This window comes from Actinomadura sp. NPDC000929 (genome assembly GCF_040492065.1).
GTDB lineage: Bacteria > Actinomycetota > Actinomycetes > Streptosporangiales > Streptosporangiaceae > Spirillospora > Spirillospora verrucosospora.
Genome location: NZ_JBEUPA010000048.1, coordinates 24,345 through 48,050 on the forward strand (window position 1 = coordinate 24,345; position 23,706 = coordinate 48,050).

The following is a 23,706-nucleotide window of genomic DNA, read 5'->3' on the forward strand; positions in this document are numbered from 1 at the left end:
GGGGCGGCGTCAGCGGCCGAGGTCGCGGCGGCCGAACCGCCAGGCTCCGAGGGCGACGAGCGTCGCCGCGACGACGGCCAGGACGGCCGCGTCGGCGAGCCGGAAGCCGTTCTTCAGCGGTTCGCCGCCGATGTAGTAGTGGAAGGGCGTGAGGGCGCGGAGCCGGTCGGCGCCGATCTGGGCGGCGAAGCCGTTCAGGGCGTAGGTCAGTACCCCTGTTCCCGCGGTGACGCCGAAGACGAAGGCGCGGCCCTTGCCGGTGGCCGCGCCGAGAGCGGTGGACAGGGCGCCGAAGACGAGTGCCAGCAGCGCCAGGTTGAGGGTCTGCGCGGTGAAGCCGGAGACGGCGACGGACTCCAGTCCCGCGCTCGTGCGGACGGCGAGCATCGCGCCCAGCACCGCACCGGCGATGGCGACGGCTCCGGCGGCGAGTGCGGCGAAGCGGTGCAGCAGCAGGCGGGTGCGGCCGATCGGATGGGCGAGCAGCAGGTCCAGGTAGCCGGACTCCTCGTCGGCGGAGATCATGCGGGCGCCGGTGGCGGCGCCGTAGAACGTGGCCAGCAGCGGCACGAGCAGCCCGAACACGGCGCCCTGGAGGTAGCCGGCGGCCGAGGTGAGGTCGTCGAACCCGAACCCGCTCATGGCGGCGGGCACGCTGCCGGCGGCGTCCGCGGTGACCTGCGGGTAGAAGCCGGCGTACGCCGCGGCCAGCAGGCCGGTGGCCAGGGCCCAGGCGGTGAGGACGCGCCGGTTGTCGAAGAGCGTCCTGGCGAACATCGTGCGGCTGAACACACGGGCGGGGCCGGAGGCTCCGGGAAGAACGGCGCCGGCGGGGGTGGTGGTCATGGTCTCGTCCTTGGAAGGGGGTCGGTCGTGGCCGGTCAGGCGGCGGGGACGGCGTCGTCCTCGCCGGTGTAGTAGGCGTGGAAGAGCTCTTCGAGGTCCTGCTCGTCGGCGTGCAGGCGGGTCACGGTGTGCCGGGCGGCGGCCTTGACCAGGGCGTCGGGGCTTCCGTCCACGCGGCAGGTGAGGACGCAGCCGCTGCCGGCGGGCTCCACCTCGGCGCCGGTGACGCCGGGCAGGGCCGCGAACTCGGCGCCCGCGACCGGGGCGGCGAAGCCGATCCGGACGCGCAGGGAAGAACGGGCGCGCAGGCCGGCGATGGTGTCGGTGGTGACGAGGCGCCCCTGGCGGATGATGGCGACCCGGTCGGCGACGGCCTCCACCTCGCTCATGATGTGGCTGGACATGAAGACCGTCTGCCCGGCGTCGCGGGCCTCGGCGACCATCTCCAGGAACGTCTGCTGCACCAGCGGGTCCAGGCCCGAGGTGGGCTCGTCCAGGATCAGTAGTTCGGGATCGTGCATGAACGCCTGGACCAGGCCGACCTTCTGCCGGTTGCCCTTGGAGAGGCTTCCGATGCGGGCCGCCAGGTCCAGGTCCAGCCGCTCGGCCAGACCGGCGATCCTGTGGACGGGGACGCCGCCGCGCAGGCCGCCCAGGAAGGTCAGGCACTCCCCGGCGCGCTGGCGGCCGTCGGCGACGAAGTCGCCGGGCAGGTAGCCGACGCGGCGGTGCAGTTCGACCGCGCCGGAGCGCGGGTCCAGGCCGAGCACCCGGGCGGTGCCGGAGGTGGGACGGATCAGATCCAGCATCAGCCGGATGGTGGTGGACTTCCCGGCGCCGTTGGGGCCGAGGTAGCCGACCACCTCCCCGGCGCCGACCCGCAGGGACAGGCCCGTCAGGGCGCGCCGTGAGCCGTAGTTCTTGGTGAGCCCGGTCAGCTCGATCACCGTGTGCATGGCTCGAAGTTATCAGAAGTTTCAAAGATTTCTGAAGACTCTGAGCTGTTAAGCTCTGCTGGAGATCGCGAGGAGAGGGGAGCATCGTGGCCGACACGGGCGAGGCCGCCGAACGGCTGGCGCTGACCCTGTCCCAGGGGGGTCTGCAGAAGGCGACCGCGCGGGTGCTGGCGGCGCTGATGTTCGCCGAGACCGACAGTGTGACCGCTCCCGAACTGGCCGAGCGGCTCTCCATCAGCTCCGGGTCGGTGTCCGGAGCGATCAAGATGCTGTCCACCGTGGGGCTGATCGAACGGGTCCCGGCCCCGGGCAGCCGCCGGGAGCACTACCGGCTCCGCGAGGGCGCCTGGGCCACGCTGATGTCCACGCAGAACGGGCTGATCCAGGCCATGTTCGAGGCCGCCGACCAGGGCATCGCCGCCGCGGGCCGTGACAGCCTCGCCGCCGGCCGCCTCGGGGAGATGCGCGACTTCTACGGCTTCATGTTCCGCGAGATGCCCGCCCTGGTCGACCGCTGGCGGGCCGAGTACCCCCGCCGGCGGGCCGAGGGCCGGTAGCGCCCGGGGGCGAGGGAACGAGCGTTCTCGGCGCACGCCGGAATCCCAGGGCGTTAAGGAAGCGTTAAGCGCGGCCTCCCGCGCGCTAAGAACGCGTCAACGGTTCGGAGAAGTGCCGGGCAAGTGCCGTTTACTGCCTGATGCACCCCCAAAGCGGGTGCGGTGTGACGAGCACCCGGCGCTCCGTGGCGGCATTCCGCCGCCCTCCAAGGAATCGAGCAATGTCAGATCTGGCGTTCATCCTGCTGACGGTGGCGGTCTTCGCCCTGTTCGCGCTGGTCGTGAAGGCGGTCGAGCGGCTGTGACCGCGGAGAACGGAATCGGCCTGACGCTGGCCGTACTGCTGGTCGCCTTTCTGGTCGCGGCCCTTCTTTTCCCGGAGCGTTTCTAGTGAGCCCGACGGTCGCCGGGGTCCTTTTCCTCGGCTCTCTCCTGCTCGCCCTCGCTCTGGCGTACAGGCCGCTGGGCGACTATATGTACAGGGTCTATTCCGGGACGCGGCATTCGCGCGTGGAGAGGCTGCTCTACCGGCTGATCGGAGTCGATCCCGAAGCCGAGCAGAGGTGGGGCGTCTACGCGCGCAGCGTCCTGGCCTTCTCGGTCGTCGGTGTGCTGTTCCTCTACGGCTTCCAGCGGGTGCAGAACCACCTCCTTCTCAGCCTGGGGTTCGACCCGGTCAAGCCCGACCAGGCCTGGAACACCGCGGTCAGCTTCGTGACCAACACCAACTGGCAGTCGTACGCGGGCGAGTCGACGATGGGCCACCTGGTGCAGATGGCCGGGCTCGCGGTGCAGAACTTCGTCTCGGCGGCCGTGGGCATGGCCGTGGCCGTCGCGCTGGTGCGCGGATTCGCGCGCCGCAAGAGCGATCACCTCGGCAACTTCTGGGTCGACCTGACCCGAGGGTCGCTGCGGATCCTGCTCCCCATCGCCTTCGTCGGCGCCGTCGTCCTGGTGTCCGGCGGGCTGGTCCAGAACTTCTGGGACCCCGCGCACCACACGGTGGACACGGTCGCCGGGGGCGTCCAGACGCTGACGGGCGGCCCGGTGGCCTCCCAGGAAGCGATCAAGGAACTCGGGACGAACGGCGGCGGCTTCACCAACGCCAACTCCGCGCACCCCTTCGAGAACGGCGCGGCGTGGACGAACTGGCTGGAGATCCTGCTGATCCTCCTCATCCCGTTCGCGCTGACCCGGACCTTCGGCCGCATGGTGGGCCAGCCGCGGCAGGGGTACGCGATCGCGGCGGTCATGGGTCTGCTCGCCCTGGTGAGCGTCTCGCTCACCATGGTCTTCCAGGGCCTGCACCACGGGACGGTCCCGACCGCGGTCGGCGCGGCCACGGAGGGCACCGAGGCGCGCTTCGGGGTGCTGAACTCCGCGGTGTTCGCCGCGGCGACCACGCTGACGTCGACCGGCGCCGTGGACTCCTTCCACGACTCCTACACCGGCCTCGGCGGCATGATGACGCTGGTCAACATGATGCTGGGCGAGGTGGCGCCCGGCGGCGTCGGCTCGGGCCTGTACGGGATGCTGGTCCTCGCCGTGATCACGGTGTTCGTGGCGGGGCTGATGGTCGGCCGCACGCCCGAGTACCTGGGCAAGAGGATCGGCGCGCGGGAGATCAAGTTCGCCGCGCTGTACTTCCTGGTCACGCCCGCGCTCGTGCTCGCCGGGACCGCCGCGGCGATGGCGACCGGCAGCGGCCGCGCGGGCCTGCTGAACTCCGGCCCGCACGGGCTGACGGAGGTCCTGTACGCGTTCACCTCCGCGTCCAACAACAACGGCTCCGCGTTCGCGGGCCTCACGGTCAACACCGTCTGGTACGACACGGCGCTGGGGCTCTGCATGGCCCTCGGCCGGTTCCTGCCCATCGTCTTCGTGCTCGCCCTGGCCGGCTCGCTGGCCCGCCAGGGGCACACCCCCGAATCGGACGGCACCCTGCCCACGCACCGGCCCCAGTTCGTCGGGCTGGTCGCTGGCGTCACCGTCGTCCTCGTCGCGCTCACGTTCCTGCCCGCGCTCGCGCTCGGGCCGCTGGCAGAGGGAATCCACTGATGGCCACGACGCAGACCGCGCGGACGCCCGCGCAGTCGCCCGCCCCCGAACCCTCGGGCCGTGCCCGGGGCGCCCTGCTCGATCCGCGGCAGATGCTGCGGTCCCTGCCGGACGCGCTCCGGAAACTGGATCCCCGGACGCTGTGGCGGAACCCGGTGATGCTGATCGTCGAGATCGGCGCCGTGTGGTCCACGGTCCTGGCGGCCACCGATCCGACCTGGTTCGGCTGGCTGGTCGTCGCCTGGCTGTGGCTCACGGTGGTCTTCGCCAACCTGGCCGAGGCGGTGGCCGAGGGCCGCGGCAAGGCCCAGGCGGACACGCTCCGGCGGGCCCGGCGGGACATGACGGCCCGGCGCCTGGCCGGCTGGCGGCCCGGGGCGGTGGACGTGCGCGAAGAGCCGGTCCCCGCGCCCGAGCTCGCGCAGGGCGACATCGTGGTCGTCGAGGCCGGGCAGACCATCCCGGCGGACGGCGACGTCGTGGACGGCATCGCCAGCGTGGACGAGTCGGCGATCACGGGGGAGTCGGCCCCGGTGATCCGGGAGTCGGGCGGCGACCGCAGCGCGGTGACCGGCGGCACCCGGGTGCTGTCGGACCGCATCGTGGTGCGGGTGACCCAGAAGCCCGGCGAGAGCTTCATCGACCGGATGATCGCGCTGGTGGAGGGTTCGAGCCGGCAGAGGACGCCGAACGAGATCGCGCTGAACATCCTGCTCGCCGCGCTGGCGGTCGTCTTCCTGCTCGCCACCGCGACGCTCCAGCCCCTGGCGATCTACTCCAAGGACACCAATCCCGGAGTGCCGGACTCGCCGGCCCTGGGTGCGGACGGGGTGACCGGGATCGTGCTGGTGTCGCTGCTGGTGTGCCTGATTCCGACGACGATCGGTGCGCTGCTGTCGGCGATCGGCATTGCGGGCATGGACCGGCTGGTCCAGAGGAACGTGCTGGCGATGTCGGGGCGCGCGGTGGAGGCGGCGGGCGACGTCAACACTTTGCTGCTGGACAAGACCGGCACCATCACCCTCGGGAACCGGCAGGCGGCAGAGTTCCTTCCGCTCGACGGAGTGGGGGAGGACGCGCTGGCCGACGCGGCGCAGCTGTCCAGCCTCGCCGACGAGACGCCCGAAGGTCGTTCGGTGGTGGTCCTCGCCAAGCAGCGGTACGGACTGCGCGAGCGCACGCCCGGGGAACTGTCCCACGCCGAGTGGGTGCCGTTCACCGCCCAGACCCGCATGTCGGGCGTCGACCTGGACGAGGGGACGAAGCGGTCGCTGCGCAAGGGCGCGGCCGGCGCGGTCACCGACTGGGTCCGCCGGGAGGGCGGGACCGTGCCGCCGATGCTCGGCCAGATCGTCGACGGCATCTCCGCCTCCGGCGGGACACCGCTCGTGGTCGGCGAGGCCGCCGGCAGGGGAGCGCGCGTCCTGGGGGTGATCCACCTCAAGGACGTGGTCAAGGAGGGCATGCGCGAGCGGTTCGCCGCGATGCGGGCCATGGGCATCCGCACCGTCATGATCACCGGGGACAACCCGCTGACCGCCCGGGCGATCGCGGACGAGGCGGGCGTGGACGACTTCCTCGCCGAGGCCCGGCCCGAGGACAAGCTCGCTCTGATCAAGAAGGAGCAGGAGGGCGGCCGACTCGTCGCGATGACGGGGGACGGCACCAACGACGCCCCCGCCCTGGCCCAGGCCGACGTCGGGGTGGCGATGAACACCGGCACCTCCGCCGCCAAGGAGGCCGGGAACATGGTCGACCTGGACTCCGACCCGACCAAGCTGATCGAGATCGTCCAGATCGGCAAGCAGCTGCTGATCACCCGCGGGGCGCTGACCACGTTCTCCATCGCCAACGACATCGCCAAGTACTTCGCGATCATCCCGGCGTTGTTCGTGAGCCTCTTCCCCGGCCTGGACGCGCTCAACGTCATGCGGCTGGCCAGCCCGCAGTCGGCGATCCTGTCGGCCGTGGTGTTCAACGCCCTGATCATCGTCGCGCTGATCCCGCTGGCGCTGCGCGGGGTGAGGTACCGGCCGAGCAGCGCCTCACGGCTGCTGTCGCGCAACCTCCGCGTCTACGGGCTCGGCGGCATCGTCGCGCCCTTCGCCGGCATCAAGCTCATCGACCTCATCGTCCAGTTCCTTCCGGGGATGTCCTGACATGCGTATGCCAATCTGGATCCGCCGGCACGTGGCCGCGGTCCGGGCGTTGCTCGTCCTCACCGTCGTGCTCGGCGTCGCCTACCCGCTCGCCGTCTTCGCGGCCGCCCAGCTCCCGGGCCTGAAGAGCCGGGCCGACGGGAGCATCGTGAAGACCGCCGACGGCCGGGAAGCGGGCAGCGCGCTCATCGGCCAGTCCTTCACCGACAAGGACGGGAACCCGCTCAGGCAGTACTTCCAGAGCCGCCCCTCCGCCGCAGGCGACGGCTACGACCCGACCTCGACGGGCGCGAGCAACCTCGGGCCCGAGGACGTCCTCGACACCCTCGCCGACCCGGCCGCCGGGGTCGAGGGCGGGCAGAGCCTCCTCACCCAGGTCTGCTCGCGGAGCAAGGCCGTCGGCGATCTCGAAGGCGTGGACGGCGGGCGGCCGTACTGCACGCCCGACGGGGTGGGCGCGGTGCTCAAGGTGTTCGGGACGCGGGCGCCCGACGGCGCCGTCCCGAAGCCCTCCCGGGTCGTCAGCGCCAACCAGGCCTGCCCCGCCGTGCCCTTCGTGGCCGTCTACAAGGGGGTCCGGGTCGAGTGCGCCAGGCCGGGTGAGGACCTCGCCCGGGGCCTGACCGTCCCGGTCAGGGGGAGCGCGCACGCGAGGCCGCAGGTGCCGCCCGACGCCGTCACGGCGAGCGGCAGCGGCCTGGACCCGCACATCACGCCCGCCTACGCGAGGCTCCAGGCGCCGCGGGTCGCCAAGGCCCGCGGCATCTCCGAGGCGCGGGTCCTGGAGGCCGTCCGGCACAACCAGACCGGCCGTGCGCTCGGCTTCATGGGGGAGCCGGTGGTGAACGTCCTCCGCCTCAACCTCGAACTGGACCGCGACCACCCCGTCGGCGCCGGGAGGGGCTGATCATGACGCGCGGGCGGCTCCGCGTCTACCTCGGGGCCGCCCCGGGCGTGGGCAAGACGTACGCGATGCTCGCCGAGGCGCACCGGCGGCGGGCCCGCGGCACCGACGTCGTCGCGGGGTACGTGGAGACCCACGGCCGGCCCCTGACCGCGGAGCGGCTCGCCGGGCTGGAGACGCTGCCCCGCAGGACGGTGGAGTACCGCGGGACGGCGTTCACCGAGCTCGACACGGAGGCCGTGATCGCCCGGCGCCCGCGGGTCGTGCTCGTCGACGAGCTCGCGCACACCAACGTGCCCGGCTCCCGGCACGCCAAGCGCTGGCAGGACGTCGAGGAGATCCTGGACGCCGGGATCGACGTCGTCTCCACCGTCAACGTCCAGCACCTGGAGTCGGTGAACGACGTCGTCGAGCAGATCACCGGCGTGCCGCAGCGCGAGACCGTCCCGGACGAGGTCGTCCGCCGCGCCGACCAGGTCGAACTCGTCGACATGACCCCCGAGGCGCTGCGCCGCAGGATGGCGCACGGCAACGTGTACGCCCCCGAGAAGGTCGACGCCGCGCTCGGCAACTACTTCCGCGTCGGCAACCTGACCGCGCTCCGGGAGCTGGCGCTGTTGTGGCTGGCGGGCAAGGTCGACGACCAGCTCGACCGCTACCGCGCCGAGCACGAGATCGACGGCATCTGGGAGGCGCGGGAGCGCGTCGTGGTCGCGCTCACCGGCGGGCCGGAGGGCGACACCCTGATCCGCCGCGCCGCCCGCGTCGCCGCCCGCACCAAGGGCGCCGACCTGCTGGCCGTCCACGTCCTGCCCGGCGACGGCCTCACCGGCGCCGATCCCGCGCACCTCGTGCGGCAGAGGGCCCTCGTGGAGAACCTCGGCGGCACCTACCACCAGGTCGTCGGCGACGACGTCCCGTCCGCGCTGCTGGACTTCGCGCGGGGCGTCAACGCGACCCAGCTGGTGCTGGGCGCCTCCCGGCGGGGCCGGGTCGCCCAGCTCTTCTCCCGGGGCGTCGGCGTGACGACGACCGCCCACTCCGGCCCGATCGACGTCCACCTGGTCACGCACGAGGAGGTCAGCAAGGGACGCCGGGCCCGGCCGTCGCGCGGCGGCCTCACCCGCCGGCGGCGCACCGCGGGCTTCGCGATGGCCGCCGCGCTTCTTCCGCTGCTCACCCTGGTGCTCCACCACCTGCAGGGGGAGTTCTCCCTGCCCAGCGACATCCTGCTGTTCCTCGTCCTGGTCATCGGGGTCGCGCTGGTCGGCGGCCTGTATCCCGCGCTCTTCACCGCGGTGTTCGGGTCGCTCCTGCTGAACTTCTACTTCACGCCGCCGCTCAACCGGTTCACGATCTCCGAGCGGGAGAACCTGCTGGCCCTGGTGGTCTACGTCGTCGTGGCCGCCGCCGTCAGCGCCGTGGTCGACCTGAACTACCGGCGCAGCCGCGAGGCGGCCCGGACCCGGACCGAGGCCGAGGTCCTGTCCGCCCTCGCGGGCGGGGTGCTGCGCGGCCAGAGCACGCCGCGCGACATCCTGGAGGACCTGCGGCAGACCTTCGGGCTCACGGCGGTGACCCTGCTGGAGCGCGAGCCGGAGTCCGCCGGGACGCTCGGCTCGCAGGGCGATCCGGACCGCTGGCGCATCGTGTCGACGGCCGGGGGCCCGCCCTGCACCGCCCCGAAGGCGGGCGAGACCGGGATCCCGATCGACGACGACCTGGTCCTGGTGCTGCGCGGCCGGACGCTGCGGGCCGAGGACCGCCGGGTGGTGGAGGCCTTCGCGGCCCACGCCGCGGCCGCGCTGCAGCAGCAGCGGCTGACCGCCGAGGCCGAGCGGGCGCGTCCGCTGGCCGAGGCCGACCGGGTCCGCACCGCCCTGCTCAACGCCGTCGGCCACGACCTGCGGACCCCGCTGTCCTCGGCGAAGGCGGCCGTGGACAGCCTGCGCAGCCCCGATGTCACCTGGATCGAGGAGGACCGGGACGAACTGGTCGACACCGCCGCCGAGTCCCTGGCGCGGCTCGACCGGCTCGTGACCGACCTCCTCGACATGAGCCGGCTGCAGGCCGGCGTGCTCGGCGTCGTCGCGCGGCCCCTGGCGGTCGAGGACGTCGTGCCCCGCGCCGTGGCCTCCCTCGACCACCCCGGCGCGGCCGGGGTGAGCATCCGGATCTCCGGCGGGCTGCCCGAGGTGCCGGCCGATCCGGTCCTGCTCCAGCGGGTGCTGGCGAACCTGATCGCCAACGCCGTCCGCCACAACCCGCCCGGGGAGCCCGTCACGGTGACCGCGAGCGCCCACGCGGACCGGGTCGAGCTGCGGGTGATCGACCGCGGTCCCGGAATCCCCGCGTCCGAGAGGGACGCGGTCTTCGCGCCCTTCCAGCGGCTGGACGACCGCGGCGACGGTGCCGGCGTCGGCCTCGGGCTGGCGCTGGCGCGGGGGATGACCGAGGCGATGGGGGGCACCCTCCTTCCCGAGGAGACTCCCGGCGGCGGGCTGACCATGGTGGTCACCCTGCGGACCGGCGGCCGTTAAGAAAGCGTCAAATCCCGGTCCGCGGGGACGGACCGCGCAGGGCCGCCCACCGGGCTTTGCTAGATTTCGCCAGGCCTCATAAAGGGACAATTCAGGCGAGGGGGAGGCGGCGCTCGGCATGGGCAGGCGGGGCGCATGGCGCATCTATCTGGGCGCGGCGCCCGGGGTGGGCAAGACCTACGCCATGCTGAACGAGGGCCGGCGGCGCGCCGGGCGCGGCACGGACGTGGTCGTCGGGCTCGTCGAGACCCACGGGCGCTCCCGGACGGCCGAGCAGATCGGCGACCTGGAGGTCGTCCCGCCCCGCCGCACGCGCCACCGGGGGGCGCGGCTCACCGAGCTGGACGTGGACGCCCTGCTCGCCCGCCGTCCCGAGGTCGCGCTGGTCGACGAACTGGCCCGCGCCAACGCGCCGGGAGGCCGCAACGCCCACCGGTGGCAGGACATCGAGGAGCTCCTGAGGGCGGGCATCGACGTGGTCTCCACCCTCAACGTCCAGCACCTGGAATCGCTCAGCGACGTCGTGGAGGGCATCACCGGGGTCCGGCAGGGCGAGACCGTCCCGGACGCGGTCGTCCGGCGGGCGGACCAGATCGAGCTGGTCGACATGACCGCCGAGGCGCTCCGCCGGCGGCTCGCGCATGGGAACGTCCACGCGCCGGACGAGGCCGCCCTGCCGCCCGGCTACTTCAGGACGGGCAACCTCAGCGCCCTCCGCGAGCTGGCGCTGCTGTGGGTGGCCGGCCGCGTCGACGAGGGGCTGGCCCGCTACCGCGACCAGCACGGCATCACCGAGCCCTGGGAGGCGCGCGAGCGCATCGTGGTGGCGCTGGGCGGCGGCCCGGAGGGCGATGCGCTGCTCCGCCGCGCGGCCCGCATGGGCGCCCGGGCGGGGCGCGCGGACCTCCTCGCCGTCCGGGTGGTGCGCAGCGGCGGTCTCGACGAGGGCTCCGCGGCCGCGGTCGCGCGCCAGCGCGCCCTGGTGGAGAGCATGAACGGGACGTTCCACCAGGTGGTGGGCGACGACGTGGCGACGGCGCTGCTGGAGTTCGCCCGCGGCGTCGACGCCACGCAGCTCGTCGTGGGGGCCGGGCGCCGTTCCGGCCGGCGGCGGATCCTCGCTCACGGGATCGGGAGCGCCGTGGCCAGGGAGTCCGGTGACTTCGACGTCCACATCGTCGGCCACGAGCACGCCGGGAGGCGCGCCGGCGCCACCCGCGCGAGCGGCCCGGCGCTGAGCCGCCGGCGCAGAGGGGCGGGCTGGGCGCTCGCCCTCGCCGGCCCCCCGGCGCTGACCGCCCTGCTGGCCGGGACGGGCCTGCGGTTCGGCCTGGTCATCGACATCCTGCTCTACCTGGTGCTGGCCGTCGGAGTCGCCCTCGCCGGAGGGCTGTGGCCGGCGGTGGCCGCCGCGGTGCTGGGCAGCCTGCTGGCCAACTGGTTCTTCACCCCGCCCTTCCACACCCTCACCATCGGCGACCGCGACAACGCGCTCGCGCTGGTGATCTTCGTCGGGGTGGCGGCGGCGGTCGCCTCGGTGGTCGACCTGGCCGCGCGCCGGGCCCGGCAGGCGGCGCAGAGCGGCGCGGAGGCCGAGACCCTGAGCATGCTGGCGACCAGCGTGCTGCGCGGCGAGAAGGCGCTGCCCGCCCTGCTGGAGCGGGTCCGCGAGACCTTCGGCGTGACCTCGGTCGCGCTGCTGGAGCGGGCGGGGGACGGCTGGACCGTCCTGGGGTCGACCGGCTCCGACCCGTGCCCCGACCCCGAACGGGCCGACGCGCAGGCCAGGGTCGGCGCGGGCGAGGGCGCGGACCGGAGCGGCGAGACCGTGCTGGCCCTGCGCGGGCGCGTCCTGCCCGCCGCGGACCGGCGGGTGCTGTCGGCGTTCGCGTCCCAGGCCGCCGCCGCGCTGGAGTGGCGGCGGCTGGCCGAGGAGGCCGGGCAGGCGCGGCGCCTCGCCGAGGGCAACAAGATCCGTACCGCGCTGCTCGCCGCGGTCTCCCACGACCTGCGCACCCCGCTGGCCTCGATCAAGGCCGGGGTGAGCAGCCTGCGCCAGACCGACGTCGACTGGGACCCCGAGGACGAGGCCGAACTGCTGGCCACCGTCGAGGAGTCGGCCGACAGACTCGACGGCCTCATCGGCAACCTGCTCGACATGAGCCGCCTGCAGACGGGCGCCGTCTCCCCGCTGACCCAGCCGATCGCCCTGGAGCAGGTGGTGGCGCCCGCCCTCCAGGGCGTCCCGGCCGGCCGCGTCGAGGTGGACGTCCCGGAGACGCTCCCGCCGGTCCTCGCCGACGCCGGGCTGCTGGAGCGGGCGCTGGCCAACGTGGTCGAGAACGCCGTCCGGCACAGCGCGGGCGCCGTCACGCTGCGGGCCGGCGAGGTGCGGCCCGACCGGGTCGAGATCAGGGTCGCGGACCGGGGCCCGGGGGTGCCGGAGGCGGCCAAAGAGCAGATCTTCGCGCCGTTCCAGCGCCTCGGGGACTCGCCCCGGGGCACCGGGGTGGGGCTGGGCCTGGCCGTGGCCAGGGGGTTCACCGAGGCGATGGGCGGCGCCCTGCGGGCCGAGGACACCCCGGGAGGCGGCCTCACCATGGTCTTCGCGCTGCCGGCCGCCGGCGCGTGCGGGGACGGCTCCGCGGCCGACGGCGAGGACGGGGGGCCACGGTGACGCGCGTACTCCTCGTCGAGGACGAGCAGCAGCTCGTCCGGGCGCTGCGCATCAACCTGCGGACGCGCGGCTACGAGGTGGACACCGCGCCCGACGGCCGCACCGCCCTGAACTTGGCCGCCCGGCGCCGGCCGGACGTGGTGGTGCTCGACCTCGGGCTGCCCGACATGGACGGCGTCGAAGTGATCCAGGCGCTGCGCGGCTGGCTGAACGTCCCCATCCTCGTCCTCTCCGCGCGGCACGCCTCCGACGAGAAGGTCCGGGCCCTGGACACCGGGGCCGACGACTACGTCACCAAGCCGTTCGGCATGGACGAGCTCCTGGCCCGCCTCCGCGCGGCGGTCCGCCGGGCCGCCCCGGCCGAGCCGGCCGCCGCCGTGGTGGAGACCGGGGCCTTCACCATCGACCTGGGCGCCAAGCGGGTCACCAGGGCGGGCCGGGAGGTCCGCCTGACGCCCACCGAGTGGAACATCCTGGAGGTCCTGGTCCGCAGCCCCGGCGCGCTGGTCGGCCAGCGGCAGCTCCTCCACGAGGTGTGGGGCCCCGCCTACGACAAGGAGACGAACTACCTGCGCGTCTACCTCGCCCACCTGCGCCGCAAGCTGGAGCCCGACCCGGCGCGCCCCCGCTATCTGATCACCGAGCCGGGCATGGGCTACCGCTTCGAGCCCTGACCCGCGACGGCGCGGCGAGGACCGTCCGGTTTCCGCCGTTCCTCAGCCCTGCCGCCTGCCGACGGCCTTGCGGATCGCGTCCCGGGTGCGGTCGGCGACGGCGGCGAACGGCCCCGCCACCAGGTTGGCGGGGGCGGACTCGAACCCGACGTGCGGGCGGGTGGGGGCCACGGCTTCGGCGGCCTTCACCGCGGTGGCCATCCTGCGCAGATCCTTCTCGGTGGCGTGCCGCCGGATCTGGGGGAACTCCTCTTCCTCCTCGTGCCGGGCGTGGTCCATGACGGACAGGCGCAGGTCGCCGAGCCGCTGGAGGAAGTCGGAACTCGTGGGGCCGAAGTAGTCGACGTCCGACAGGAGTTGCTTGGCCTGGTTCTCTTCGGCCAGGCGGGCGGCGACCACGTCCTGGCCCCGATCGATGTGACGGCGGGCGAAGGGGTGCACGACCTCCTCCTCGGCGGTCTCGTGCACGGCCAGCAACCGGCGCAGCCGGTCGAAGGCCTCGGCCCGCTCGTGCCCGGCGGAGGCCTCGACCCGGTCGAACAGCCGCCGGATCTCCGAGTGCTGCCTCAGCAGGAGGTCGACGACGTCGCCGGGCGCGGCTTCTGATCGCTCACTCATCTTCCCCCCTGGAGAGTCGACGGCGATGGTTGGCCCCTGCCCCTCCTGCGCCGTCGAAACATCCTCCCCGGTACGCCGGACGCCGGTCGCGCACGGTCAGAGGGCGGGGCCGGGCGGTGTCCAGCGGGCGTTCTTCGAGGGGACCCCGAAGTCGGATTTGAGTTCCTGCGGGATGGCGTAGTGCATGACGCGCCCGCGCGTCAGGGAGGACAGTTCCAGCATGGTGACCAGGTGGCCGAGCCGGTCGGAGATGTGCTCGGCCCACGGCCCGCGGTCCTCGACCCATTCCAGGGCGCCCAGCAGGGCCGGGGCGAGCCCGATGAAGGAGTCGAACCGCGAGCGGGGGACCTGGAGCCAGTCCGCGGACGTGTCGCCGATGAGGTAGCGGATGAGCGCGGGCACGATCGGGTCGAGCAGCGTCCCGGGGACGACCTCCTCGTACATGTCGATCAGCTGCCGGGTCAGGTGCGCCCCCTCGGGGGAGGGGCCCATGTGGCGCACCATGTACCGGTCGGAGAACTCCCGGGCCGCCTCCAGGTCCGGGGGGATGGTCGCGGGGTCGATGCCGAGGATCGTGCCGACGACGCGCCAGGCGTAGTAGTAGGCGTCCGCGCCTTCGGCGGTGATGTGGACCCCCATGCGGTGCAGGGCGTCCAGGACCTGGATGCTGAACATCATCAGCCCGCCGAGCATGTCCTCCTGGCAGATCGCGACGGGCTCGGGCCAGCGGTTCTCCTCCCTCAGGTGGCGGCGGATGGAGGCGTGCAGGAGCCGGACCTTCTGCGCCGCCGGCAGGAACCGCCCGCCGGCCTGGAACGCGTCGGGCCGCATGAGGTAGACGGTGAACTGCCCGGTCTCGGCCATGCGGCGGGAGGGGTAGGCCAGCGAGTGCGTGGCCGACAGGAGCCTGGCCACGTGCGGGACGACGTAGCAGGCCGGCATCGCCGCGAACGACAGGGCGGTGGAGACGTGCACGTCGTTGTCGACGAAGAACTGCCGCGCCTGCTCCATGACGCCCCAGTCGACCCAGTCCGGCGGGGTCGCCGTCGCCTCGAGGTAGTCGCGCGCCGCGTCGGGCAGGCCGTCGGGAAGCGCTTGGCCGGAGGTCGTGAACCAGCGCATGAGGGTGTTGTACCTGCCCACCTGCCCGCCGCCGAACAGCGCTTCGACGGTCGCGTCGGCGAGCGGGTCGCCCTTCAGCCGCAGGGCGTCCATGTACCGGTCGGTGTACTCAGTCATCGGCGGTCACCTCGCTGATCAGTTGGGCCAGGGCGTCGGCGGCGTCGGGCCGGAAGCCGGCGAGCGCCGCGCGCGCGGCGTGCGCGCGTTCGTCGATCATCTGCCGGACGCGGTGCGGCGCCCGGGCGCGGAGCATGATCTCCCGGATCTCGGCGGCGCCGGCCGGGGTGAGCGGTCCGTCCAGCAGGTCCCGCAGGCGCCAGCGGTCGGGCTCGCACGCCTCGGTCAGGGTCAGCGCGAGCAGGGCGGTGGGCTTGCGGCCGGCCAGGTCGTCCAGCGGCGACTTGCCGGTCCGGCGCGGGTCGCCGAACACGCCCCACAGGTCGTCCCGCAGCTGGAACGCCTCGCCGAGCGGCCGGGCGTAGGCGGCCAGCGCGTCCAGGGTCGGCGCGGCCGCCCCGCCCAGCACCGCGCCGATCCGCACGGGCCCCTCGACGGTGTAGGAGCCGGTCTTGAACCGCACGATCGTCAGCGAGCGGGCCACGTCGGGCGCCGCCCCGGTCCGCAGGATCTCCAGGCACTCGCCCGCCACCAGCTCGCGGCCCATCGCCGTCCACAGCGGCACCGCCCGGCCGAGGAAGGCCCGCGGCAGGCCCGAGGAGTGGAACAGCTGCGCGGCCCACGCCACCAGAAGGTCGCCGACCATGATGGCGAGGCCGTCGCCGAGCCTCTCGTGCGCGCTCGGCCGCCCGCGCCGCATCGGGCTGCGGTCGATGACGTCGTCGTGGACGATCGCCGCGGCGTGCACCAGCTCCAGCGCCGCCGCGGCGCGCACGGCGGCGTCGGTGTCGGGCTGTCCGGCGGCGCGCCACCCCCAGTAGCAGAACGCCGGGCGGATCCGCTTGCCCCCGCCGACCGAGACGCGCAACTGGTCGGCGACGGGCGCCAGCTCGCCGTCCAGGGCCAGCAGCTCGGCGACCTCCGCCTCGACGAACTCCTCCAGCGCCCGGTCGACGCGGGTCCGGAGGTCAGCCATCCTGGAGCCGTGCGGCGGCCTGACGGGCCAGGATCTCCATGTGCGCCTCCGGAGCCGCGCCGTTGCGCCGCAGCGCCAGCTCACCGCGTGCGCGGAGCTCCTGCCGCACCTCCGCCGGACCGGGCATGCGCCGGGTCAGGCCCCGCAACCCCTCCGCCACCACGTCGGCGACCCCGGCCGCCAGGCAGAGCACCTCGTTTCGCGAACCGGCTCTTCCGTCAAACTCCGCCATCGTCACCTTCCGCTCCCTTGTAGTCGCAGTCAGTGATATCAGGAAAGCGGTGGGTCACCCCCGAAACGGGATGGCAGGACTGCCTCGCCGCCGCACAACGGAATAGTCACTCCCCGGCCGTTGCGATGCGGGGCCCGACCCGCGCGCCAGCATGGACGGGCGGCGTCTGGTTATGAGTGACCAGGTGACGTGCTCGGGGAGTACACCTCGTGGTCGCGCAGCGGGCCGACGGTCAGGCCGCCGGCGCGGCAGGTCGCCACCACGCCGGGCAGGGCGCCGAGGGACGCTCTCCACGCGCCCGGCGCCGAGGTGGCGTCGCTGTCGTGCAGGAGGAGCGTCGCGCCCCCCTCCAGGCCGGGGGAGAGCGTGGCCTGCACGGAACGGGGCGTCGCGGAGGCCGTCCAGTCCTTGCCCCAAGCCGTCCACAGGACGGGTTTCAGGCCGTCGCGGTGGGCCGCGAAGAGGGCCTCGGCGGTGAGGACGCCGTACGGGGGGCGATACCAGGAGGGAGTGGCGCCGCAGACGTCCTCGATGAGGCGGACGGTGCGGCGCACCTCGGCCGAGACGCGGCCGGGGCGGGACCTCAGGGCGTTGCCGTGGTGCCATCCGTGGACGGCGATCTCGTGGCCTTCGGCGACGATGCGCCGGCCCAGGGACGGGTCGCGCTGGAGCATCGCGCCGAGGACGAAGAAGGTCGCGTGGCAGTCGAGACGGGCCAGCTCGTCAAGGAACAGCGGCGTGGAGCGCGCGTCGGGCCCGTCGTCCAGGGTGAGCGCGACATGCCGGGCTCCGCCGCGGCCGGCGAGCCGGGGGGTCAGGAGGCGGACGGGCGGAAGCCAGGTCGCGGCGGGCAGGGCGTGCGCCAGGAGGACCCCGGCGAGAGCCCGCGTCAGGTGCGACATGGGACCAGTTTCACAGGGGGATCGATCGTATGGGCAAACGAGTCCTCATCCTCTCGGCCGCCATGGGAGCGGGCCACGACGCCGTCGCCGGGGAACTGGCGCGCCGGATCGCGCCGTGGGGCGTGGAGGTGTGCGTCGTCGACGTGCTGGACCTGGTGCCGCTGCGCCTCGGGCACGGGCTCAGGCGGATGTACGGGGCGATGCTCCGCGGGGCGCCGTGGCTGTATGAGTGGATCTACCAGGTCTTCTTCGTGGCGCCGCGCCCGCCGCCCGCCTCGCCGCTCACCCTGCTGATCGCCAGGGGGCTGGAGCGGCGGACGGCGGAGCTGCCGCCGGATGCGGTGGTGTCGACCTTCCATGTCGCGGCGCAGGCCGCGGGGTGGATGCGCCTGCGCGGGCGGCTGGAGGTCCCGTCGCTCGTGCTGGTGACCGACTTCGCCGCCCACCGGATGTGGGTCCACCCGGGCAACGACCGCTACCTGTGCCCGGACGAGGCCTCGGCCCGCGCGGTCGCGGATCGGACGGGATGTCCGGTCGCCCGCGTCGCCCCCGTGGTGCGGCCCGGGTTCCGGCGGGCGGACGACGGCGGACGGCTGCGGCGCGCGGTCGGCGCGCGGCCCGGGGAGCGGATCGTGCTGATCTCCGCGGGCGCCTGGGGCATCGGCGGGGTGGCCGAGACGGCCCGCGGGCTCGCGGCGTCCGGCCGGTACTTCCCGGTCGTGCTGTGCGGGCGGAACCGGAGGCTGCTCGCCCGGGTCCGCGAGGGCGGGACCGGGCACGCCCTCGGCTGGCGGGACGACATGCCCGGCCTGATGTCGGGCGCGTACGCGCTGGTCGACAACGCGGCGGGGCAGACGTGCAGGGAGGCGTTCGCGTGCGGGCTGCCGGTCGTCTCCTACCGGCCGATCCCCGGCCACGGGCGTGACGGCGCCGAGGCGATGGCGCGGGCGGGCCTGAGCGCTCTCGCGCGGTCGCCCGCCGAACTCCTCGACGTGCTGGACGGGCTCGGGGACGAGCGGGCGCGCCGGGCCCGGGAACGCCGGGTGGACGCCCTGTTCGACGCCGCTCGGGCCGATCACGTCATTCGCGCCGCGTTGGGGTGACGGCGCGCTCGTCGTGCAGCAGGGGGGACCGGGCGATGATGGCGCTGCCGAGCAGGATCGCCGCGATGCCGAGGACCTCCCCGGCGATCCACGGACCGGTCCGGATGCTCTCGTCGAAGAGGCCGACGCCCAGCAGGATGCTGGCGGCCGGGTCCGTGACCGTCAGGGCGGGCTGCACGGCCACGAGGCTGCCGCTCTGCAGAGCGTTCTGGAGCAGGAAGAGGCTCGCCGCCCCCGCCACGGCCATCGCGTACAGCTCCCAGGAGGTCAGGACGGCGACGACCCCGTCGGAGAACGCGCGCGTGGCCGTCCTCATGAACGCGGCCGTCAGCGCGAAGCCCAGGGACGTCGTCACGCCCAGGAGCACGCCGCGGAACGGTCCGCGGATGGACCACGCCGCCGCCACCAGGGCGGCGGCGCATCCCACCGTGGCGGCCGTCGCGATGATCCACTCGCCGGGCCCCGGCGTGCCGAGGCCCTCGCTGGGGGAGGCGGCGATGAGCAGCGCCGCCAGGCCCGCGGTGAGGACGGCGACCCCCGTCCACGGGACCTGGCGCAGCCCGCGCGGCGGCACCAAGGCGATGAGGATCATGGTGAACGGCAGCTCCGAGGCCAGCAGCGGCTGGACCAGCGCGAGGCCCGCCATCGACAGCGCCGCGGCCTGGAAGACGAACGCGGCGATGAGCGCGCCCACCCCGCCGAGCCAGAGCGGCTGCCGCAGCAGGTCGAGGATGAGGGACGGCTTGAAGGCGTCGGCCTCGGGCGCGGACCTGGCGGCCCGGCGCTGGAGCACCGACGCCAGGGCGTTGGCCGCGCCGCCCAGCAGGCTGAGGATGACGGCGATCATTGACCTCCGCCTCCGTCCCTGGACGTCAGTTCGCCCGGCTTGCCGAGGTACGGCGACCGGCCGAGGACGACGATGCCCGCCACCATGCCCGCCAGCCCCAGCGCCTCCAGGGCCAGGTCGCGGGTGGACAGCCGGATCCTCTCGCCGAAGATCGCGACACCCAGCGCGATCGCGGTCAGCGGCTCGGCCGCGGTGCTGGCGGGCAGCGAGATGCGCAGCGGCGCCGCGTCGAAGGCGCTCTGAGCGAAGAGCAGTGCGAGCGCTCCGATGAACACCAGGCCGTAGGGCTGCCACGTCGTGAAGGCGTCGGCCACGCCCGCGCCGAACAGCAGCACGACGCTGCGGGTCAGCGTGTCCTGGAGCCCGAAGAGCAGTCCGGCGGCCGAGGCGAGCAGCATCGCGCGGACGCGCAGGTCCCGGTGGCCTCCTCCCACCGCGACGAGCGCGGCGAGGGCCAGCACGACCGCTCCGCTCATCCACCGGAAGGACAGCGTCCCGGGCGGCGCGCCTCCGTGCGGCCGCCCGACGCCGAGGAACAGCGCGACCCCGCCGGTGAGCATCAGCGATCCCAGCAGCGCCCGGACGCCGAACGGCTCCCGGTAGATCACGTGCGCGGCGATGAGGGCGAAGACGAGGTTGACGGTCAGCACCGGCGTGGCCTGGGCGACGCCGGCGAGGTCCAGCGCGAACGCGAAGACGAGCTGACCGGCGATCATCAGGGCGATCCCCGCCAGCCACAGCCGGCTGTGCAGCAGGTCCAGCAGCAGCCTCGGATGCAGGATCCGTCCGAGCGGCTCCTGGAAGGCCGCGTGCTGCTGGGCCACGAACCCCAGGCCGATGAGGCACGCTGCCGCCACCGCGACGACCATCCCGAGAAGGCTCATCCTCGTCCACGATCTCCCGCCGTGACTCCCGCGCGGGTCCCTACCCCGGTCGGGGTGTCCGAATCGGCACTCTGGACCTGGCCGAAAACTCCGGAGAGGTCGGCTCCTGGTGGAGGCCGCCCGCCGCTCTCCCGGCGTCGCCGCACGTCATGGCCATGCGGGCGGGCTCCGAGGCGATGCCCACAGGGATAAATCAGACTTCGGATTCCGATTCAAATAATGATCAACCCGTGCACCTGACCCAGTGTTGCTCTCGTCCGACCACGCCGCCATCGTGCGGGCCACGCTGCCCGGCGTCGCCGCCAACGGCACCGCGATCACCGGCGAGTTCTACGCCGCGATGTTCGCCGCGCACCTGGTGACGGAGGAGTCGTCCATCCCCTTCCAGCAGATTCTCTCGCGGATCGCGCACAAGCACGCCTCGCTCGGCATCCGCCCCGAGCAGTACACGATCGTGGGCCGGCACCTGATGGACGCGGTCGCCAAGGTGCTCGGCGACGCGGTGACGCCGGAGGTGCACGCGGCCTGGTCCGAGGTGTACTGGCTCTTCGCGGCGCTGCTGATCGCGGAGGAGGCCCGCCTGTACCAGGACGCCGCCTGCGACCCGGCGGCGCCGTCTCGACGTTCCTGCTCCACCACGTCGCCGCGGGCGACGTGGTGGAGCAGGACGACGGCGACCCCCTCGTCCTGATCAGCGCGGGGATCGGCATCACCCCGGTCGCCGCGATGATCGACCACCTGGCCGCCGAGCAGCCGGGCCGCCCCGTCCTGGCCGTGCACGCCGACCGGAGCCCCCGCACCCGCGCCCTGCGGCGCCAGATCGCGGAGGCGGGCGCCAGGACGACCGACTTCCGGCAGCTGACCTGGTACGAGGACCCGGACGGGACCACGGACGCCCGGCCCGGTCGGATCGACGTCGCCCGCCGGCCGTCCGGAGCGCGGTGGCGGCCGCCTATCGAACTGCACTGGAATGGTTCGTTAAAGCGAATCGAATGCGTTATCGGGCGTGAACCGAGTAGTACGCGGTTCTAGAGAATGAAAGTCTGAAAGATCTCTTGCATTGCAGGACATTGAATAGGAAACTTAATTTTTAATAGCCCCCCGCCCCAAGGACTCCTCATGTCCGTACAGACATCTCTGCGGCCCTCTCCGCCCGCGGCGAACGTTCACCCGGCCCGCTACGCCCTCGCGACAGGACGGCTCTTCCTGGGCTGGACCTTTCTCTGGGCCTTCGTCGACAAGCTCTTCGGCCTCGGCAAACCCACGGAGAAGGGCTGGCTGGACGGCGTCTCGCCGTCCAAGGGCTTTCTCAGCCACGCCGAGGGCCCGTTCAAGGAGGTCTTCCACGCGATGGCCGGGAAGGTGTGGGTCGACGCCCTGTTCATGTTCGGGCTCGGCGGCCTCGGCGTCGCGCTGCTCCTCGGGATCTGCCTCCGCCTCGCCGCGATCGGCGGCACCGTCCTGCTCGTCATGCTGTGGGCGGCGTCCCTGTGGCCGGACACCAATCCCTTCATGGACATGCACTGGATCTACGCCGCCCTGCTGATCGCCGCCGCGCTCGCCGACGCCGGAAGGACGCTCGGGCTCGGCCGGTTCTGGGAACGGCTCCCGGTGATCCGCCGCCATTCCCTCCTCCGCTGACGGCGAGGAGGCGGAAGATGGCGCCTTCCGAGGGGCCGGCCGGTCCTGACCCCTCGGAAGGCGCTCGCGCATTACCGGGCGTTCCAGTCGATGGCGGAAACAGCGGCGCGCCAGAACGCACGCCACACTGGCACTGGCCTGCCCCGCCGGCGGCGATGCCGGTGCGCCATTCTCTGGGAAGGGGTTCCGGCTGTGTCCGAACCCCTTTTCCCTTGCGCTCCGCTCCCGGTGCCGGGCAGATGCCCGGCCGTCGGCACATCCCGGCCGAGGTGATCCGGTTCATGGCAGACCGCGCCTCTTTGCGGGGCACCCGGGGGATCCCCGGCGCGCCGCACGCCGTCGCGGCCTCCAAGCCCGGCTGAGCGCGCCCACGGGAAAGTCACTCCCTGTGATCAGAAAATAGCTGTTTGTGCGCCGGTGTGGAGGGGACTCGTCCTGCGAAGGGGGCATCCGGCCGTGTCGGCTCGCGACGCCTTCACCGGGGATGAGGGGACCGAGCGGGCGAGTCCAGGGGAGGCACGGTGCCGGCACTCCACGACCTTCTCCAGCGCTTCCGCCCTGCCGGAGCACCGGGCGCCGCGGCCGCCGTCCCCTCGGAGCCCCGGGCCGTGGAGGACGAGCTGGAGCCCGTCTTCTCCCGGCTGGAGGAAGCGGAGCAGGAGCGGCGGCGCACCCTGGCGGTGGCGCACGACCTCGCGCTGACCCTCACGAGGTCGGCGCGAGAGCAGGCGGCCGGCCTGGTGGAGCAGGCGCGGACCGCGGCGCCCGGTGAACGGGCCTCGGCCGCGGCCCAGGCTCTGTGGGCCGTCGAGGACGAAGTGCGGGCCATGCGCGTCGCCGCGGAAGACGAAGCCGGGCGGATCCGGGAGGTCGCCGCCACTCGGCTGGACGGACTGGCGGCCCGCGCCCTGGGGTTCGTCGCGGGCTTCCTGGACGAGACGAGGGCCTCCCCGTGAGCGCGGGGTACGTCGCGGGCCAGGTCCGGGCCCGGGCGCTCGCGCGAAACGCGCTCGGCCCCGCGCGGGTCAGGGCGATCGCGCGGGCGGGCTCCCTCGCCGAGGCGCTCGCGAGCCTGGCGGCGACCCCCTACGGGAGGCGGCTTCCCGCCGGGCCGACGCTGGACGCGGCGCAGCACGCGGTCGCGGAGTCGCTGCTCTGGGATCTGCGCGTGCTGGCGGGCTGGCTGCCGCCCCGCGGCGTGATCGCCCTGCGGGCCCTGGCCGGATGGTTCGAGATCGCCGGGATCGACGGCCTGCTCCAGCGGCTGGAGGGGCGGCCCGCCGAGGAGCCGTACGCGCTCGGCGCGCTCGCGACGGCATGGCCGGCGCTGGCGGACGCCCCGGACGCGGGGGCGGTGCGCGAGCGCCTCGCCGCCACCCCCTGGGGCGACCCCGGGGAGGCCGATCCGTACGACATCAGGCTGTTCCTCCGGCTGTCGTGGGCCTCGCGCGTCTCCGGGCTCGGTACGCACGCCGGCGCCTGGGCGGCGGGGGCGGCGGCCGTGCTGGTCGCGGGGGAGCGGTTCGGCGACGGCAGGGTCCTCCCCGAAGCCGCCCTCGTACGGGCTCGCAGGCTGCTCGGCGGCGCGGCGGTGGAGGCGCCCGACATCCCCGCCATGGCCGATCGGCTGCCCCGGGGCGTCCACTGGGCCCTGGAGGGCATCGACGACCCGGCCGACCTCTGGCAGGCCGAGACGCGCTGCTGGCGGCGGCTGGAGCAGGACGGCGGCGCGCTGCTGCGGGGCTCGGCGTTCGGCCTCGGCCCGGTCGTCGGCGCGGTGGCCGTGATGGCCGCCGACGTCCGGCGGGTGCGCGCCGCGCTGGAGACGGCGGCGCTCGGCGGCGGACCGGTGGAGGCCTACGATGAGGTGGCCTGAGGGCCTGCGGCCGGTGC

General features: G+C 73.7%; 23 protein-coding genes. 14 read left to right on the top strand and 9 right to left on the bottom strand.

What is annotated here, in order from left to right; translation table 11 throughout:
- Positions 1 to 9: 9 nt before the first annotated feature.
- Both ABWI04_RS18915 and ABWI04_RS18920 read right to left on the bottom strand, forming a co-directional pair.
- Positions 10 to 846: an efflux permease Rv1217c-related protein gene (locus ABWI04_RS18915; protein WP_353833240.1), complete on the bottom strand. Its 837-nt coding sequence runs from the start codon at positions 844 to 846 to the stop codon at positions 10 to 12.
- Positions 847 to 881: 35 nt separating this feature from the next.
- On the bottom strand, positions 882 to 1,802 hold the full coding sequence (locus ABWI04_RS18920) for an ABC transporter ATP-binding protein (protein WP_345181408.1): 921 nt from the start codon (positions 1,800 to 1,802) through the stop codon (positions 882 to 884).
- Between the two features lie 86 nt (positions 1,803 to 1,888).
- Here ABWI04_RS18920 and ABWI04_RS18925 point away from each other — a divergent pair, with 86 nt between their 5' ends.
- The 8 genes from ABWI04_RS18925 (at position 1,889) to ABWI04_RS18960 (ending at position 13,371) form a co-directional block, all read left to right on the top strand.
- Positions 1,889 to 2,359, top strand: coding sequence for a GbsR/MarR family transcriptional regulator (locus ABWI04_RS18925; RefSeq protein ID WP_345181404.1), 471 nt, complete (start codon positions 1,889 to 1,891; stop codon positions 2,357 to 2,359).
- Positions 2,360 to 2,660: 301 nt separating this feature from the next.
- Complete coding sequence (kdpF, locus tag ABWI04_RS18930) at positions 2,661 to 2,750, top strand: K(+)-transporting ATPase subunit F (protein WP_345181398.1); 90 nt, start codon at positions 2,661 to 2,663, stop codon at positions 2,748 to 2,750.
- Positions 2,750 to 4,417 (top strand): potassium-transporting ATPase subunit KdpA, encoded by a 1,668-nt coding sequence (gene kdpA, locus ABWI04_RS18935; protein WP_345181395.1) that lies wholly within the window; start codon positions 2,750 to 2,752, stop codon positions 4,415 to 4,417. The genes kdpF and kdpA overlap by 1 nt, the downstream gene beginning before the upstream one ends.
- Positions 4,417 to 6,576 (top strand): potassium-transporting ATPase subunit KdpB, encoded by a 2,160-nt coding sequence (gene kdpB / locus ABWI04_RS18940; protein WP_353833241.1) that lies wholly within the window; start codon positions 4,417 to 4,419, stop codon positions 6,574 to 6,576. Before kdpA ends, kdpB begins: the two co-directional genes overlap by 1 nt.
- A gap of 7 nt (positions 6,577 to 6,583) precedes the next feature.
- Entirely contained in the window at positions 6,584 to 7,483 is a 900-nt protein-coding gene (locus tag ABWI04_RS18945; protein WP_353833251.1) for a potassium-transporting ATPase subunit C, read from the top strand.
- A gap of 2 nt (positions 7,484 to 7,485) precedes the next feature.
- Entirely contained in the window at positions 7,486 to 10,020 is a 2,535-nt protein-coding gene (locus ABWI04_RS18950; RefSeq protein ID WP_353833242.1) for a sensor histidine kinase, read from the top strand.
- A gap of 118 nt (positions 10,021 to 10,138) precedes the next feature.
- On the top strand, positions 10,139 to 12,697 hold the full coding sequence (locus ABWI04_RS18955) for a DUF4118 domain-containing protein (protein WP_353833243.1): 2,559 nt from the start codon (positions 10,139 to 10,141) through the stop codon (positions 12,695 to 12,697).
- On the top strand, positions 12,694 to 13,371 hold the full coding sequence (locus ABWI04_RS18960; RefSeq protein ID WP_353833244.1) for a response regulator: 678 nt from the start codon (positions 12,694 to 12,696) through the stop codon (positions 13,369 to 13,371). Before ABWI04_RS18955 ends, ABWI04_RS18960 begins: the two co-directional genes overlap by 4 nt.
- Before the next feature lie 42 nt (positions 13,372 to 13,413).
- Here the strand turns inward: ABWI04_RS18960 and ABWI04_RS18965 are convergent, their stop codons facing one another.
- The 5 genes from ABWI04_RS18965 to ABWI04_RS18985 form a co-directional block, all read right to left on the bottom strand.
- Positions 13,414 to 13,989 carry a hemerythrin domain-containing protein gene (locus ABWI04_RS18965; RefSeq protein ID WP_345181382.1) on the bottom strand — a complete coding sequence of 192 codons (576 nt, stop codon included), beginning with the start codon at positions 13,987 to 13,989 and terminating at the stop codon, positions 13,414 to 13,416.
- Positions 13,990 to 14,085: 96 nt separating this feature from the next.
- Positions 14,086 to 15,228: an oxygenase MpaB family protein gene (locus ABWI04_RS18970; RefSeq protein WP_345181378.1), complete on the bottom strand. Its 1,143-nt coding sequence runs from the start codon at positions 15,226 to 15,228 to the stop codon at positions 14,086 to 14,088.
- Positions 15,221 to 16,204 (bottom strand): polyprenyl synthetase family protein, encoded by a 984-nt coding sequence (locus ABWI04_RS18975; RefSeq protein ID WP_353833245.1) that lies wholly within the window; start codon positions 16,202 to 16,204, stop codon positions 15,221 to 15,223. Before ABWI04_RS18975 ends, ABWI04_RS18970 begins: the two co-directional genes overlap by 8 nt.
- On the bottom strand, positions 16,197 to 16,436 hold the full coding sequence (locus ABWI04_RS18980) for a hypothetical protein (protein WP_353833246.1): 240 nt from the start codon (positions 16,434 to 16,436) through the stop codon (positions 16,197 to 16,199). Before ABWI04_RS18980 ends, ABWI04_RS18975 begins: the two co-directional genes overlap by 8 nt.
- A 170-nt stretch (positions 16,437 to 16,606) precedes the next feature.
- Complete coding sequence (locus ABWI04_RS18985; RefSeq protein WP_345181369.1) at positions 16,607 to 17,338, bottom strand: polysaccharide deacetylase family protein; 732 nt, start codon at positions 17,336 to 17,338, stop codon at positions 16,607 to 16,609.
- A gap of 29 nt (positions 17,339 to 17,367) precedes the next feature.
- Between ABWI04_RS18985 and ABWI04_RS18990 the strand changes: the two genes are divergently transcribed.
- The gene (locus ABWI04_RS18990) at positions 17,368 to 18,441 is read left to right on the top strand and encodes an MGDG synthase family glycosyltransferase (RefSeq protein WP_345181367.1); all 1,074 of its coding nucleotides are present in this window, start codon (positions 17,368 to 17,370) and stop codon (positions 18,439 to 18,441) included.
- On the opposite strand, the gene ABWI04_RS18995 is transcribed toward ABWI04_RS18990, so the two are convergent.
- Both ABWI04_RS18995 and ABWI04_RS19000 read right to left on the bottom strand, forming a co-directional pair.
- Positions 18,419 to 19,288: a DMT family transporter gene (locus ABWI04_RS18995; protein WP_353833247.1), complete on the bottom strand. Its 870-nt coding sequence runs from the start codon at positions 19,286 to 19,288 to the stop codon at positions 18,419 to 18,421. The two genes, ABWI04_RS18990 and ABWI04_RS18995, sit on opposite strands and share 23 nt — an antisense overlap.
- Positions 19,285 to 20,172: a DMT family transporter gene (locus ABWI04_RS19000; RefSeq protein WP_345181362.1), complete on the bottom strand. Its 888-nt coding sequence runs from the start codon at positions 20,170 to 20,172 to the stop codon at positions 19,285 to 19,287. Before ABWI04_RS19000 ends, ABWI04_RS18995 begins: the two co-directional genes overlap by 4 nt.
- Before the next feature lie 244 nt (positions 20,173 to 20,416).
- Here ABWI04_RS19000 and ABWI04_RS19005 point away from each other — a divergent pair, with 244 nt between their 5' ends.
- The 5 genes from ABWI04_RS19005 (at position 20,417) to ABWI04_RS19025 (ending at position 23,689) form a co-directional block, all read left to right on the top strand.
- The gene (locus tag ABWI04_RS19005) at positions 20,417 to 20,863 is read left to right on the top strand and encodes a globin domain-containing protein (RefSeq protein ID WP_345181359.1); all 447 of its coding nucleotides are present in this window, start codon (positions 20,417 to 20,419) and stop codon (positions 20,861 to 20,863) included.
- Entirely contained in the window at positions 20,830 to 21,204 is a 375-nt protein-coding gene (locus ABWI04_RS19010; protein WP_345181357.1) for a ferredoxin reductase domain-containing protein, read from the top strand. The genes ABWI04_RS19005 and ABWI04_RS19010 overlap by 34 nt, the downstream gene beginning before the upstream one ends.
- An 87-nt stretch (positions 21,205 to 21,291) precedes the next feature.
- A complete protein-coding gene (locus ABWI04_RS19015) occupies positions 21,292 to 21,813 on the top strand; it encodes a DoxX family membrane protein (protein ID WP_345181354.1) in 522 nt (173 codons plus the stop codon).
- Positions 21,814 to 22,334: 521 nt separating this feature from the next.
- Complete coding sequence (locus ABWI04_RS19020) at positions 22,335 to 22,769, top strand: hypothetical protein (RefSeq protein WP_353833249.1); 435 nt, start codon at positions 22,335 to 22,337, stop codon at positions 22,767 to 22,769.
- The gene (locus tag ABWI04_RS19025) at positions 22,766 to 23,689 is read left to right on the top strand and encodes a hypothetical protein (RefSeq protein WP_353833250.1); all 924 of its coding nucleotides are present in this window, start codon (positions 22,766 to 22,768) and stop codon (positions 23,687 to 23,689) included. The genes ABWI04_RS19020 and ABWI04_RS19025 overlap by 4 nt, the downstream gene beginning before the upstream one ends.
- Positions 23,690 to 23,706 lie beyond the last annotated feature (17 nt).

Excerpts from the sequence above, each read along its gene's own strand:
- ABWI04_RS19015 (WP_345181354.1), top strand. The coding sequence starts at position 21,292 with ATGTCCGTACAGACATCTCTGCGGCCCTCTCCGCCCGCGGCGAACGTT.
- ABWI04_RS18915 (WP_353833240.1), bottom strand. The coding sequence starts at position 846 with ATGACCACCACCCCCGCCGGCGCCGTTCTTCCCGGAGCCTCCGGCCCC.
- ABWI04_RS18950 (WP_353833242.1), top strand. The coding sequence starts at position 7,486 with ATGACGCGCGGGCGGCTCCGCGTCTACCTCGGGGCCGCCCCGGGCGTG.
- ABWI04_RS18990 (WP_345181367.1), top strand. The coding sequence starts at position 17,368 with ATGGGCAAACGAGTCCTCATCCTCTCGGCCGCCATGGGAGCGGGCCAC.
- ABWI04_RS18945 (WP_353833251.1), top strand. The coding sequence starts at position 6,584 with ATGCCAATCTGGATCCGCCGGCACGTGGCCGCGGTCCGGGCGTTGCTC.
- ABWI04_RS18980 (WP_353833246.1), bottom strand. The coding sequence starts at position 16,436 with ATGGCGGAGTTTGACGGAAGAGCCGGTTCGCGAAACGAGGTGCTCTGC.
- ABWI04_RS18985 (WP_345181369.1), bottom strand. The coding sequence starts at position 17,338 with ATGTCGCACCTGACGCGGGCTCTCGCCGGGGTCCTCCTGGCGCACGCC.
- ABWI04_RS18955 (WP_353833243.1), top strand. The coding sequence starts at position 10,139 with ATGGGCAGGCGGGGCGCATGGCGCATCTATCTGGGCGCGGCGCCCGGG.
- ABWI04_RS19000 (WP_345181362.1), bottom strand. The coding sequence starts at position 20,172 with ATGAGCCTTCTCGGGATGGTCGTCGCGGTGGCGGCAGCGTGCCTCATC.
- ABWI04_RS18965 (WP_345181382.1), bottom strand. The coding sequence starts at position 13,989 with ATGAGTGAGCGATCAGAAGCCGCGCCCGGCGACGTCGTCGACCTCCTG.
- kdpB (WP_353833241.1), top strand. The coding sequence starts at position 4,417 with ATGGCCACGACGCAGACCGCGCGGACGCCCGCGCAGTCGCCCGCCCCC.
- ABWI04_RS18920 (WP_345181408.1), bottom strand. The coding sequence starts at position 1,802 with ATGCACACGGTGATCGAGCTGACCGGGCTCACCAAGAACTACGGCTCA.
- ABWI04_RS18975 (WP_353833245.1), bottom strand. The coding sequence starts at position 16,204 with ATGGCTGACCTCCGGACCCGCGTCGACCGGGCGCTGGAGGAGTTCGTC.
- ABWI04_RS18995 (WP_353833247.1), bottom strand. The coding sequence starts at position 19,288 with ATGATCGCCGTCATCCTCAGCCTGCTGGGCGGCGCGGCCAACGCCCTG.
- ABWI04_RS18970 (WP_345181378.1), bottom strand. The coding sequence starts at position 15,228 with ATGACTGAGTACACCGACCGGTACATGGACGCCCTGCGGCTGAAGGGC.